Source organism: Amycolatopsis sp. NPDC051371 (genome assembly GCF_040682155.1).
Taxonomy (GTDB): Bacteria; Actinomycetota; Actinomycetes; order Mycobacteriales; family Pseudonocardiaceae; genus Amycolatopsis.
Genome location: NZ_JBFBAG010000011.1, coordinates 74,602 through 86,865 on the forward strand (window position 1 = coordinate 74,602; position 12,264 = coordinate 86,865).

11 protein-coding genes are annotated in these 12,264 nt (G+C 69.9%); 5 read left to right on the forward strand and 6 right to left on the reverse strand.

From position 1 onward, the window contains the following. The first annotated feature begins 48 nt into the window (after positions 1-48). Together AB0M59_RS16190 and AB0M59_RS16195 are read left to right on the forward strand one after the other, a co-directional pair. The gene (locus tag AB0M59_RS16190) at positions 49-930 is read left to right on the forward strand and encodes a LysR family transcriptional regulator ArgP (RefSeq protein ID WP_364615086.1); all 882 of its coding nucleotides are present in this window, start codon (positions 49-51) and stop codon (positions 928-930) included. A gap of 345 nt (positions 931-1,275) precedes the next feature. Beyond that, on the forward strand, positions 1,276-2,205 hold the full coding sequence (locus AB0M59_RS16195) for a DMT family transporter (protein ID WP_364615089.1): 930 nt from the start codon (positions 1,276-1,278) through the stop codon (positions 2,203-2,205). A 33-nt stretch (positions 2,206-2,238) separates the two neighbouring features. Here the strand turns inward: AB0M59_RS16195 and AB0M59_RS16200 are convergent, their stop codons facing one another. Further along, on the reverse strand, positions 2,239-2,871 hold the full coding sequence (locus AB0M59_RS16200; RefSeq protein WP_364615091.1) for a TetR family transcriptional regulator: 633 nt from the start codon (positions 2,869-2,871) through the stop codon (positions 2,239-2,241). Positions 2,872-2,936: 65 nt separating this feature from the next. Here AB0M59_RS16200 and AB0M59_RS16205 point away from each other — a divergent pair, with 65 nt between their 5' ends. Then, positions 2,937-4,454 (forward strand): FAD-dependent monooxygenase, encoded by a 1,518-nt coding sequence (locus tag AB0M59_RS16205; RefSeq protein ID WP_364615094.1) that lies wholly within the window; start codon positions 2,937-2,939, stop codon positions 4,452-4,454. A gap of 47 nt (positions 4,455-4,501) precedes the next feature. Here the strand turns inward: AB0M59_RS16205 and AB0M59_RS16210 are convergent, their stop codons facing one another. Next, a complete protein-coding gene (locus AB0M59_RS16210; protein ID WP_364615097.1) occupies positions 4,502-5,521 on the reverse strand; it encodes a hypothetical protein in 1,020 nt (339 codons plus the stop codon). A gap of 123 nt (positions 5,522-5,644) precedes the next feature. Between AB0M59_RS16210 and pip the strand changes: the two genes are divergently transcribed. Beyond that, on the forward strand, positions 5,645-6,580 hold the full coding sequence (gene pip, locus AB0M59_RS16215) for a prolyl aminopeptidase (RefSeq protein WP_364615099.1): 936 nt from the start codon (positions 5,645-5,647) through the stop codon (positions 6,578-6,580). Between the two features lie 267 nt (positions 6,581-6,847). Here the strand turns inward: pip and dmpG are convergent, their stop codons facing one another. Together dmpG and AB0M59_RS16225 are read right to left on the reverse strand one after the other, a co-directional pair. Continuing rightward, the gene (gene dmpG / locus AB0M59_RS16220; RefSeq protein ID WP_364615102.1) at positions 6,848-7,873 is read right to left on the reverse strand and encodes a 4-hydroxy-2-oxovalerate aldolase; all 1,026 of its coding nucleotides are present in this window, start codon (positions 7,871-7,873) and stop codon (positions 6,848-6,850) included. Beyond that, entirely contained in the window at positions 7,870-8,769 is a 900-nt protein-coding gene (locus tag AB0M59_RS16225; RefSeq protein ID WP_364615105.1) for an acetaldehyde dehydrogenase (acetylating), read from the reverse strand. The genes dmpG and AB0M59_RS16225 overlap by 4 nt, the downstream gene beginning before the upstream one ends. 155 nt (positions 8,770-8,924) lie before the next feature. Here AB0M59_RS16225 and AB0M59_RS16230 point away from each other — a divergent pair, with 155 nt between their 5' ends. Continuing rightward, positions 8,925-9,140, forward strand: coding sequence for a hypothetical protein (locus AB0M59_RS16230; RefSeq protein ID WP_364615108.1), 216 nt, complete (start codon positions 8,925-8,927; stop codon positions 9,138-9,140). A gap of 92 nt (positions 9,141-9,232) precedes the next feature. Here the strand turns inward: AB0M59_RS16230 and AB0M59_RS16235 are convergent, their stop codons facing one another. Further along, complete coding sequence (locus tag AB0M59_RS16235; RefSeq protein WP_364615111.1) at positions 9,233-10,777, reverse strand: glycoside hydrolase family 28 protein; 1,545 nt, start codon at positions 10,775-10,777, stop codon at positions 9,233-9,235. A gap of 139 nt (positions 10,778-10,916) precedes the next feature. Then, complete coding sequence (gene tuf / locus AB0M59_RS16240) at positions 10,917-12,104, reverse strand: elongation factor Tu (protein ID WP_364615113.1); 1,188 nt, start codon at positions 12,102-12,104, stop codon at positions 10,917-10,919. Between the last annotated feature and the right edge of the window lie 160 nt (positions 12,105-12,264).

Sequence of the window (12,264 nt, forward strand, 5' to 3'; positions counted from 1 at the left end):
TCCCACTGGATTACTCCAGCTAAAGATTCTTACGTAACATTAGCGCTCGTGATGTCAGATCTTCCGCTGGACCAGGTCAGGACGCTGCTAGCCGTAGTGGACGAGCAAAGCTTCGACGCAGCGGCGGCGGTCCTGCACGTGACCCCATCAGCGGTCAGCCAGCGCATCAAGGCTCTGGAGCACCGCACGGGCCGGGTTTTGCTCCTACGCACCAAACCCATCACCCTGACCGCCTCCGGCCAGGTCCTGGCCCGCTTCGCCCGCTCCCTGACCCAACTGGAGCAGGACGCCCTGTCCGAGCTAGGCCTGGACTCGTCGACCCGCACGCTCTCCATCGCGGTGAACGCGGACTCTTTGGCAACCTGGTTCCTCCCCTCCCTGGCCGGCCTGCCCTCATCCCTCTCGATCGCATTCGACCTCCAACGAGAAGACCAGGACCACACCGCAGCGCTCCTCCGCGAAGGCCTGGTAATGGCCGCGGTAACGGCATCGCCTCAACCAGTCCAGGGCTGCACATCAGTCCGCCTGGGGCGCATGCGCTACCGAGCAATGGCATCCCCGGCGTTCATCACCCGCTGGCTGGCTTCTCCCCTATCGACTTCCCTCCCCACAGCCCCAGTGATCCTGTTCGACCGCAAGGACGACCTCCAGGACCGGTTCCTCCGAGCCCTGACCCGCCGCCGAACCTTCACACAGGTCCGCCACCACATCCCGGCATCAGAGTCATTCGTAGACGCGGTGGCAGCCGGCCTGGGCTGGGGGATGGTCCCCGAGATCCAAGCAGCTTCCCGGAGCGATGCCCTCGTAGACCTGTCCCCTGATCGACCGTTGGACGTTCCGCTGTGCTGGCAGCAATGGAAGCTGGATTCCCCAGCCCTCGCCGCCGTGGCCGACGCGGTGGCAAACGGCGCGAAGACCGCACTCCGCTGAGCGCCAAAGCGATGCCGAACTTGTCCGCTCACCACGACAACCCGAACGCGGCGGACGCGGGTAACCACCCCAGCACCCATGGTGACCACACCGGCGACAGCAACCGGCTGACCAGCATAGGGAATCACGAACCTGGCCCTGCCTGTTCCGAGCGCCTCCCGGTAGGGAAAACTCCACCGCGCACGGTGAGGTCGTCCCCAGGATCGGTCGGGGTGCCACCTTGATCGCGTGCGGCGCTACAGCCGGGCAGGCTTGTGCCGTGGCCCAGATGACTTACTTTCAACCCCGCCCCAGGGACGGTGGCATGCCAGTGCCTCGGTTGCGGCGCGTATCGGAGGGTTCCGGATGAACATCATCGGGATCGCGTTTGCCATGGCAGGCGCCGTGTTCGCCGCGCTGGCCGCGCACATGCAGCACCGGGCGGTGCACACGACGCTGCGAGCCGCCGACGATGGGCCGACGCTGCGACTTCGTTCGTTCAGCCGGTTGCTGTGCCAGTCGGGCTGGCTGCTCGGCCTGCTCGTGATGATCGTCGGCGGGACCCTGCACGCGGTAGCGCTCGGCCTCGCACCGGTCATCGTGGTGCAGCCGGTCGGCGTGCTCGCGGTCGGTGCGACCGCGCTGTTCGCCGCCAGGGCCGGCGGGCCGAAGCTCACCGGACGCGGCTGGCTGGCGGTCGGCGCGATCGCGGCAGGTGTGGCCGGTTTTGTGGCGATCGCGGCGAACAACACCACACCGACCGAGGTGAGCGGTTCCGCCGGCCTCCAAGCCGGCAAACTCGTCGCCGCCGGCGTGGTCGGCATGTCCCTGCTCGCCATGATGACAAAGGGACGGGCACGCGGCCTTGCGTTCGCCACCGCCGCCGCCACGGCCTACGGGCTGGTATCGGTGCTGACCAGGGCGGTGCTCCAGCAGGCCCAGCACGGCGGTCCGCTCTCCACGCTGATCGTTTCCGCGATCGCCATCCTGCTTGCGCTGCTCCTCGGCGCCTGGCTGGTGCAGCAGGCATATGCCAGCGCCCCACCACACACGGTGATGGCGTGCATCACCGTGGTGGACCCGATCGTCGCCGTGGCGATCGGGGTCGGGCTGCTCGGCGAAGCGAGCTCGATCAGCGGATGGGTCGCTGTGTCCGGGCTGCTCTGCGCGCTCCTCGCCATCGGTGGCGTGCTGGCACTGGCCCGGTTCACCGATCACCACGGCGAGAACGTACAGCCGCACTCGGTCCCCGATTCGACCAAGCGACCAGCGCCGGAACTCGTTCGCGCAGGGTGACCCCAGGGTGCCGACGGCGCATGGCCGGAGAACTCACCCCGTCGCCGCCGGGAAGTCGCCCACTCCGTGCTCCGCCAGGTCAAACGCCTGATCGATCACCCCGACCTGCTCCCGGCGAACCACCTCGACGTCATCCCCGGCCAAGATCCGCCCCATGGCGTGGGAAAACACCGACGTGATCGCGGTGGTCAACAACCCGGCCACCATCCGGGACCGGAACACATCCCCGGTCTCGGCAGCGAACACCTCAGCGAACGCATCCGCGATCTCCCGCTCCTGCTCATACCACCGAGCCATCAGCGCCGGACTGGAAGTCAGCACCCACCAAAACCCAGGCCCCCCAGCGATAGCTCCCGACAGCGGATGGCCGGCAGCCAAGAGCGAATGCTGGTGCGCACGCAGAGCAGCACAAGCCGAGACCCCACCCGCACGAGACCGCACCACGTCGACCAACTCAGCCAACCGATCCGCATGACGGTCCAGGAACAGATCCTCCTTCCGCGGGAAGTAGTTGAACACCGTCATCTTCGACACGCCCGCCGCCTCGGCGATCTCTGCCACCGTCACCTCCTCGAAGCCTCGCTCGATGAACAGGCCCGAGGCCACGTTCGAAATCAGCTGGCGCGTGGCCCGCTTCTTCCGCTCGCGCAGTCCGTGATCCGCCATGAGCCGAGAGTATAGACCGAGCCCAAAGTTTGACTCGGTACAAATTTCTGGGCATCATCGGAGGCATGAACTGGGATGTGGTGATCTCCGGGGGCGGACCGGTCGGGTTGATGCTGGCCTGCGAACTCCGGCTCAAGGACGTGAACGTGCTCGTCGTCGAACGGCTCGCCGAGCCGGATCCGACGATCAAGGCCGGGTCGGTCAACCTGACCACCGGCGAGGCCTTCTACCGCCGTGGCCTGCTGCCGGCGGTGGACGCCGTCGTGCAGCAGAACTTCGCGAAGATCCAGGAGTTCCTGAAATCAAGAGGGGGTGGTGGGCCGAAGCCCGCGATCCCCGTCGGGCACTTCGCGGGGATCATGGTCGCCTCCCACGGCGTCCATTTCGACGACCCCGCCTTCCGCGATGTCGGGCCCGCCGCCAACGTCGTCGTGATCCAGCAGCAGGCGGTCGAAGCCATCCTTGCCGAACGGGCCGCCGAGCTGGGCGTCGAGGTCCGGCGGGGCGTCGAAGTGATCGGGTTCGACGCCGATGACGACGGCGTGACCGTGCGGCTCGGCGACCAGACCGAGGTCAGCGCCGGGTGGCTCGTCGGGGCGGACGGGGGCCGCAGCTTCGTGCGGAAGCACGCCGGGTTCGAGTTTCCCGGGACCGATCCCGCCGTCACCGGGCGGCAGGCGCTCACCGAGATCACCGGCACCGACACGCTGCCCGGCGGCTGGCAGCACGGCAACGGCGGACTCTACGTCCACGGCCCGATGCCCGGCCGGATCCTCACCGTCGAGTTCGACGGGCCGCCCGTGGACCGCGACACCCCGGTCACCGCGCAGGAGCTCGAAGACAGCTTCCGGCGCGTCTCCGGTGCCGACGTCCGGGTGACCAAGGTCCACAGCGCGACGCGCTTCACCGACAACGCGCGGCAGGCGACCACCTACCGCCAGGGCCGCGTGCTCCTCGCCGGCGACGCCGCGCACGTCCACTCCCCCTTCGGCGGGCAGGGGCTCAACCTCGGCATCGGCGACGCCGTCAACCTCGGCTGGAAGCTCGCCGCGACCATCCACGGCTGGGCGCCCGACGGCCTTCTCGACACCTACACCACCGAACGCCACCCGATCGGCGAGTGGGTTCTCGAGTGGACCCGGGCGCAGGTCGCGCTGATGCGCAGCGACGTCCGGACCAGGGCGCTGCGCCAGGTCGTCACCGATCTGCTGCTCACCGACGACGGCGCGACGTACCTGGCCAAGAAGCTCTCCGGCGTCCTGCACCGGTACCCGATCGAGGGCGAGCACGACCTCACCGGCCGCGGCGCGCCCGACTTCGCGTTCGCCGACGGCACCCGCCTCGGCGAGCACCTCCAGGACGGGCGGGCGCTCCTGCTCGACCTCGCCGACAACGCCGGACTCCGCGAAACCGCCGGTGGCTGGGCCGGCCGCGTCACCACGCTGACCGCCAAGTGCGACAGCGAGCCGTCGCTCACCGGCGTGCTGATCCGGCCGGACGGGCACATCGCCTGGGCCCGGGAAGACGGCGCGACGACCGGCCTGGAAACCGCGCTGCGCCGGTGGTTCGGCGAACCCGCCTGACACCGAGAAGGGGCGCGCCGGGAAGTCCGGCGCGCCCCTTTTTCGGATCAGTAAGCGACCGCGAAGGCGTGGCTCATCGCGTCGTTGTGCGTCGAGGGCGAGCCCGCCGCGTCCGGCAGGCCGCTCGCCGCCATCTGCACCGCGCCCGTCGAGCCGCTCAGCCAGTCCGTCTTCACGTAGAAGTTGAACTTCGGCACGCAGCCGTTGCCCGTCGCCGCCGCGAAGTGCGTGTTCAGCGGGACCACCATGTGGTGGACGTCGCGGCGGACGACCGCCGTAACGCTCGCGGACGAGTCCGACTTGCACAGCGTGCCGTCGGCCTTCCACTGGTTGACGAACAGCGTCACCCGCGCCGTCATGCTGTTCACCGGGCAGTCGTAGTTCGCCGGTTCCGGGTAGCAGGCCATGAGTTCCTGGTCGCCGAACACGCTCAGCCCGGTCACGGGCGCTGTCTCGAAGACCTCGGTCGCCGGCTCGCGGACCGTCGGCGCCGACGAGTTCAGCGCGATGACGCGCCCGGTCGGCGTGTCGCCGTCGTCGGCCTGCGGCGGCGTGCCCGCCGTCGTGTTCGCGACGCTGGTGTCAGCGAACTTCAGCTCACCGCTCGCCAGGTTCACCGTCGAGTTGCCCAGGCCGAGGTTCGCGCTGCGCAGGTACGTCGTGCAGGTGACGGTGCCGGCCGCGCCCGGGTGCACGAGGAACCGGGTCGTGACGCCGATGTCCCGCAGCGACGCCGGCGCGTTGGCGCTCGCGATCAGGACGTTCTGCCCGAGCACCTCGTTCTTCGTCCAGCCGCTCGTGCTCGAGCAGCGGACCTCGTTGTCGATCAGCGTCGTGTTCGACGCGTTGTTCGCCCGCAGCGTCGAGTAGACGTACGCGGTCTGGGTCGCCGTCATCGACAGCTGCACCGAACCGAGCTGCGCGACGTACTGGTGGTCGTGCGGCGAGGTCACCGTGCGCGGGGCGAACGTCACCGACGTCGCCGCCTGCGCCGCTCCGGCGGTGCCGAGCAGCCCCGCGAACGTGGCCGCGCAGGCCACGGCCGCGGCGAAGATCCTGCGTTTCATCGAAATCCCCTCGGAAGATGTGGGTGCGGTCCGGCATGATCACCGGCCGGAACCGATTCTGGCGGCCGGCGCCGTGCGGCGGACCGGTCTGTTCCGGCCATTGACCGAAGGTGGACACGCGCGATGCCCGAGATGTACCCGTTGACCGAGCCCTACGACCAAGGTCTGCTCGACGTCGGCGACGGACAGCGGATCTTCTGGGAGACCAGCGGGAACCCCGATGGCAAACCCGCGGTCGTGCTGCACGGCGGACCGGGCCAGGGCAGCAAGCCGGGCATGCGCCGGATGTTCGACCCGGCCCGCTACCGGGTGGTGCTGCTCGACCAGCGCGGCTGCGGCCGGAGCACGCCGCACGTGAGTGACCCCGCGGCGGACCTGCGGCACAACACCACCGACCACCTGGTGGCCGATCTGGAGAAGCTGCGCGAGCACCTCGGCATCGACCGCTGGCTGGTGACCGGCGGCTCGTGGGGCACGACCCTCGCGCTGGTGTACGCCGAACGCTTCCCCGAACGGGTCACGGAAATCGTGGTGAGCGCGATCAGCACCACACGCCGGTCGGAGATCGACTGGCTCTACCGCGGCGTCGGCCGCTTCTTCCCCGAAGAATGGGCTCGGTTCAGCCTGGGTGCCGCCGACGACGTCGCCGCGTACGCAGGACTCATGGGCGATCCCGACCCGGCGGTCCGCGACCGGGCCGCGGCCGCGTGGTGGCGCTGGGAGAACGTCGTGCTGTCCCTCGAGCCCGGCGCTCCCCCGGTTCGCGACGAGCAGGTCGACGCCGCCACGCTCGCGTTCGTCCGGCTCACGACGCACTACTACGCGAACGCGGGCTGGCTGGCGGAAGGCGCGGTGATCCGGGACGCCGGACGGCTCGCCGGCATCCCGGGCGTGCTGATCCACGGCCGGCTCGACCTGAGCTGCCCGGTGACGACGGCGTGGGAGCTGGCCGAGGCTTGGCCGGGCGCGGAACTGCTCGTCGACGACCACGCCGGGCATCGCGCCAGCGACGTCAAGCGCGACTGGAAGCTCGCGGCGCTGGATCGCTTCGCGCGCTAGCCGACCGCGCCGAGCACGGGAATCACCCCACTCAGCACGACCAGGTAGCCTGCCACGAGCCAGACTTTGAGCAGCCCGCCGAAAGTCGCTTTCACGCCGGTTCTCCTGTCCACGCAGCGTAGGCCGAAGAACGCCCGGGGTACCTCCGGGAACGGCGACGCCGCGCGGAGGTCACGGCGACACACGCTGTCCGGCAGCGTGTCCGTCCAGGCCTCGTCGGCTCTCGTCGTCATGCCCTGCCCACGCACAAACCCCGCGGCCGGTTGCCTACCCCTCCGCCGCCAGCTGGACCGCGACGTCGATGATCATGTCCTCCTGGCCACCCACCAGCGCGAGCTCCCCGCAGCGGCGCAGGATGGCCTGCGCCGGGACGCCGTAGCGCTCCGCCGCGCGCTCGGCGTGCAGCAGGAAGCTCGAGTACACCCCGGCCCAGCCCTGCACGATCGCGTTGCGGTCCATCTTCGGCCAGCGGTTCAGGTACGGGCGGACGACCTCCTCCGCCCCGTCGAGCAGGGCGCCGACGTCGAGGCCGGTGGCGATGCCCAGGCGGTCGAACACCGCCGCGAGGACTTCCGTCGGGGAGTTCCCCGCGCCCGCGCCGAGCGCGCAGAGCGACCCGTCGATGTAGCGGACTCCGGCTTCGTACGCCAAGACGGAGTTCGCGACGCCGAGCGAGAGGTTCTGGTGACCGTGGTAGCCGACCCAGGCGGTGTCGCCGACTTCGGCGACCAGCGCTTCGAAGCGCGCGCGGGCTTCGTGCATCAGCAGCGCGCCGGCCGAGTCCGTCACGTACGCCGCCTGGCAGCCCGCGTCGACCATGATCCGCGCCTGCTTGGCGAGGTCTTCCGGCGGCGTCCGGTGCGCCATCATGAGGAACCCGGCGGTCTCCATGCCGAGCTCACGCGCAAGCCCGAAGTGCTGCGGCGAGACGTCGGCCTCGGTGCAGTGCGTCGCCACCCGCACCATCTCCGCGCCCGCGTCGAAGGCGCGCCGAAGGTCCTCCGCCGTGCCGATGCCCGGTACGAGCAGCACGGCGATCTTCGCCTGCTTCGCCTCTTCGCGCGCCGCGGCGATCAGCTTGAGCTCGTCGACGGCCGAGAACCCGTACGTGAACGACGAGCCGCCGAGGCCGTCGCCGTGGGTCACCTCGATCACCTCGACGCCGGCGCGGTCGAGCGCGCGCACGGTGTCGCGCACCTGCTCCTCCGTGAAGCGGTGGGCCATCGCGTGGCTGCCGTCGCGCAGCGTCGTGTCGACGATCCGGACGTCGTGCTTCAGTTCCGGGCGAGTCATGCGGACACCTCCTGCTTCGCGCGCGCCATCAGCTCGCCCACCCGGGCGGCCGCGGCGGTCATGATGTCGAGGTTTCCGGCGTACTCCGGCAGGTAGTCGCCGTTGCCGCGGACCTCGAGGAAGATCCCGACCCGCGCGTTGCCGTCCCACTCCTCGCGCGCGTCGTCGAACTGCGGGTCCGCACGCAGCGCGTAACCCGGGACGTACTTCCGGACCTCGTCGACCATCTCGTGGACGGACGCGGTGATCGCGTCGCGGTCGGCGTCGAGCCCGATCGCGCAGAACACGGTGTCCCGCATGATCATCGGCGGCTCGACCGGGTTGAGGATGATGATCGCCTTGCCGCGCCCGGCGCCGCCGATCTCGGCGACCGCCTGCGACGTCGTGCGCGTGAACTCGTCGATGTTGGCGCGCGTCCCCGGACCCGCGCCGCGCGAGGCCACCGACGCGACGATCTCCGCGTACGGCACCGGCGTCACGCGGGAAACCGCGTGCACCATGGGGATCGTGGCCTGGCCACCGCAGGTGATCATCGAGACGTTCGGCGCGTCGAGGTGCGCGCCGAGGTTCACCGGCGGGCACACCATCGGGCCGAGGTGTGCCGGCGTCAGGTCGATCGCCTGGATGCCGGCGGCCTCGTACCGCGGGGCGTTGGCCGCGTGCGCCTTGGCCGACGTCGCCTCGAACACGATTTCCGGCAGGGGATCCTGGCGCAGCAGCCAGTCGACGCCCTCGGCGGACGCCGAGATCCCCTGCGCGCGGGCGCGCTCGAGCCCGTCGGACTCGACCACGCCGACCACGTAACCGACTTCGAGAACTTCACTGTGTCGCAGCTTCGCCAGCAGATCGGTGCCGATGTTGCCGGGGCCGACGATCGCCGCCATAACGGGAGCCATGCCTCCGACAGTCGCACCGCCGCGCGTGGCCGGGACAGTCCGGTGTTCCGGCCAGTGGAACGTCGGCTCATCGGCTTCGCAGGTTCGCGGCAGCTCGGTTTGATCGACACCCGTTCGGGGCAGATCGGGGAAGAGATCCCGACGGAGGAGGTCCGATGGCCGAGCGGCGTTGGCATGTCATCCCGAGCACGGCACCGTTGTGCTGGCTGAACTTGGGAGTGGGGGCGGTGTTGCTGTTGTCGAGCATCCTCACGTTGACGAGGACGGACGCGCGGGTCCCGGTGTTTTCGGTGATCGCGGCCGTGGCGGCGGTGGCGTTGATCGTCCTCGCGACCGTCGGGTTGGCGCGGCCGCGGCTTCGCGGGCGCTGAGTTCGGCACGGGCGGCGCCGGGGGGAGAAGCTGGCGAAACCGAAAAACACCGGCCGGGTCCCGCGGCGGCGGCGGGACCCGGCCGGCCGGTCCTACAGCTCCTGGTGGTCCGCGTGCTCCACCCGCGCCTCCCCCACCGGGCGACTGTCGCTCACCCGGAAGTCGTCCACTCCGTCCAACACGAACGTCGGGGTTCCCGCCTCCGCACGGCAATGGTGCACGTCCAGATCCGCCACGTCCCGGGCCACGAACGCCGGGCGCGTGTCGGGCGCTCCGAATCGGACGTCCACATTGTCCAGGCTGATCCCCTGCGCGTGGCGGATGAAGAACCCGTACGCCGGCAGCGTGCCGAACATCGACGGCTCCGGGTAAGCCGTTTCCAGCTCCGGTGGGTTCTGGACCGCGTCGCCCGGGGTGAGGCCGCCCGCCAGGTGGTGGCGGATGTTGCTCAGCTTCACGTCCTCGATCGGGTGGCCCGGGATGCCCGCGATGCACGACGGATACCGCGGATCCGCGTCGAACGTCGTCACGTCGCTGATGCTCACCCGGCGCAGGAATCCGACCGGGATGCCCGCCGGACCTCGCATGCGCGCGCCCAGCCTCAAGAACAGGGGCATCTGGACCTTGCGCATCGTCAGGTTGCTGATCGTCACGTCCTCCAGCCACCCGCCGTCGACCGTCTCCAGCGCCAGGCCACGGCAGTACTCGAAGACCACGTTGGAGATCGCGATGTTGCGGAACCCGCCGTTGGCCTCGGTGCCGAACTTGACGCGGCCGGTGCGCCCGTACGACGACGTCTTGAACGTCCCGTCGACCAGGGTGCCGAGGTCGTAGCCGCTGACGAAACAGTTGTCGATGGTCACGTTTTCCGTGTCCCGCACCTGGTTCAGCGCGTACGAGCTCTTCAGCACGATCGCGTCGTCGTTCGGCGAGTTCACCGTCGTGTTGGCGATCCGGACGTTCTTGCAGCAGTCGATGTTGATGCCGTCGCGGTTGGTGTCGATCACCAGGCCGTCGATGCGGAAGTTGTCGACGCCGGTCGGCAGGATGCCGAAGTGCCCGCCGTTGACGATCGTGATGTCGCGGATCGCGACGTTGCGGCACAGCTTGAGCGCGATCGCCTTGTTGCCGTTGAGCGGGGCCGACTCCGCGCTGCCGCCGGCGACGAGCCCCTTGCCGTCGATCTTGCCCGGCCCCTCGATGGTGACGTTCTCCAGGTTCTCGCCCCAGATCAGGCTGTTGTGCCAGTGGCTGTGCCCGAAGTCCTGGTACGGGTTGCCCGCGCCCGGCTCGGCCGGGTCGTAGCCCTTGCCGCCGGCCGGGGCGGCCGCGAGGATCGTCGCGTTCGCCGCGAGGTACAGCGCCACGTTGCTCTTGAGGTGGATCGAATAGCTCGCGTACGTCCCGGCCGGGAAGTACACGGTCCCGCCGCGGGTCGCGGCCGCGTCGATCGCGCGGTTGATCGCGGCGGTGTCGATGGTGCGCCCGTCACCCTTCGCGCCGAACTTCGTGACGTCGAAGAACCGGCCCGCCGCACCGTCCTCCGCCGCGACGGCCGGAGATCCGATGAATGGGAGCGCGGCGCCCGCCGCTGCTCCCCAGGTGACCGCGCGACGGCGGCTGAACGCTTCGCCCATGAAAGCTTCCTTTTCTCGCCACGGCGGAAACACTGCGCGGTGTTTCCGACGGCGGATCGGGAATGCGCGTCATCAGGCTAGGAGCAAATGATCGGATGAGTCAAGCTCGCCCCCACCGGGGCAGGGGCGAGCTTGATCTTCAGTCCAGCACCTCGCGGACGCTGCCCGCGGCCACCGTGAGCCGGCCTTCGCGCATGGCGAACCCGAGACCCGGGCTCATCGCGACCGGCTGGCCGAGCTCCACCGTCAGCGAAGCCGCCTCACCCGGCCGGACCACCGCGACGCCCTCGGCGAGGGCGACCACCCCGACGACGTCGCTGGTGCGGAAGTGGAACTGCGGCCGGTAGTTCGCCGCGAACGGCGTCCGCCTGCCACCTTCCGCGGCCGACAGCACGTGGACGTCCGCGCGGAACCGCGTGTGCGGCCGGACGCTGCCCGGCAGGCAGACGACCTGCCCGCGCCGGACCTCGCCGCGCTTCACCCCGCGCAGCAGCACCGCGGCGTTGTCGCCCGCTTCGGCTCGCTCCATCGGCTTGCCGAACGTCTCGAGCCCGGTGGCCACGCTCGCGACGGCCGGCCCGAGCCCGATCACCTCGACCGCGTCGCCGACCGCGAGGGTGCCCTGCTCCACCGCGCCGGTCACGACGGTGCCGCGGCCGGTGATGGTCAGGACGTTCTCGATCGGCATGAGGAACGGCAGGTCGAGCCGCCGCGGCGGGATCGGCACGTGCTCGTCGACGGCCTCGAGGAGGTCGAGGATCCGCTGCGTCCACAGCGGGTCGCCGTCGAGCGCGCGCAGCCCGGACACGCGGACGACCGGCACGGTGTCGCCGTCGAACCCGTAGCGGGTCAGCAGCTCGCGGACCTCGAGCTCGACCAGGTCGAGCAGGTCCTCGTCGTCGGCGAGGTCGGCCTTGTTGAGCGCGACCACGAGGTGCTCGACGCCGATCCGGCGTGCCAGCACGACGTGCTCACGCGTCTGCGGCATCGCACCGTCCTGCGCCGAAACCACGAGGACGGCGCCGTCCAGCTGGGCCGCGCCGGTGATCATGTTCTTGACGTAGTCGGCGTGGCCCGGCATGTCGACGTGCGCGTAGTGCCGGGTCGGCGTCTCGTACTCGACGTGCGCGATGTTGATGGTGATGCCGCGCTCGATCTCCTCCGGCGCGCGGTCGATGCGGTCGAAGGCGACGTAGCGGTTGGCTCCACCGCGCTCGGCGAGGACCTTGGTGATGGCGGCGGTGAGGGTGGTCTTGCCGTGGTCGACGTGGCCCATCGTGCCGATGTTGAGGTGCGGCTTGGTGCGCACGTACTGCTGCTTGGTCATGGGATTTCCCTGTGCTTGCGGAAAAAGACGGCGCGGAACCGGAGAGCGCGTCGACCCTCCCCCGGCGGTTCCGCGCGTGTGACAGGGAATCGGGGAAGGGTCAGCTTCGAGCGCCGCTGTGCAGGACCGAAAGCAGCCGTGCCGAAAGGGCGCTCGGCAG

What these genes read in the sequence shown, in the direction of transcription:
- AB0M59_RS16235 (WP_364615111.1), bottom strand. Translation starts at nt 10,777, where the DNA reads ATGGGCGAAGCGTTCAGCCGCCGTCGCGCGGTCACCTGGGGAGCAGCG.
- pip (WP_364615099.1), top strand. Translation starts at nt 5,645, where the DNA reads ATGCCCGAGATGTACCCGTTGACCGAGCCCTACGACCAAGGTCTGCTC.
- tuf (WP_364615113.1), bottom strand. Translation starts at nt 12,104, where the DNA reads ATGACCAAGCAGCAGTACGTGCGCACCAAGCCGCACCTCAACATCGGC.
- AB0M59_RS16205 (WP_364615094.1), top strand. Translation starts at nt 2,937, where the DNA reads ATGAACTGGGATGTGGTGATCTCCGGGGGCGGACCGGTCGGGTTGATG.
- AB0M59_RS16230 (WP_364615108.1), top strand. Translation starts at nt 8,925, where the DNA reads ATGGCCGAGCGGCGTTGGCATGTCATCCCGAGCACGGCACCGTTGTGC.
- AB0M59_RS16200 (WP_364615091.1), bottom strand. Translation starts at nt 2,871, where the DNA reads ATGGCGGATCACGGACTGCGCGAGCGGAAGAAGCGGGCCACGCGCCAG.
- dmpG (WP_364615102.1), bottom strand. Translation starts at nt 7,873, where the DNA reads ATGACTCGCCCGGAACTGAAGCACGACGTCCGGATCGTCGACACGACG.
- AB0M59_RS16210 (WP_364615097.1), bottom strand. Translation starts at nt 5,521, where the DNA reads ATGAAACGCAGGATCTTCGCCGCGGCCGTGGCCTGCGCGGCCACGTTC.
- AB0M59_RS16225 (WP_364615105.1), bottom strand. Translation starts at nt 8,769, where the DNA reads ATGGCTCCCGTTATGGCGGCGATCGTCGGCCCCGGCAACATCGGCACC.
- AB0M59_RS16195 (WP_364615089.1), top strand. Translation starts at nt 1,276, where the DNA reads ATGAACATCATCGGGATCGCGTTTGCCATGGCAGGCGCCGTGTTCGCC.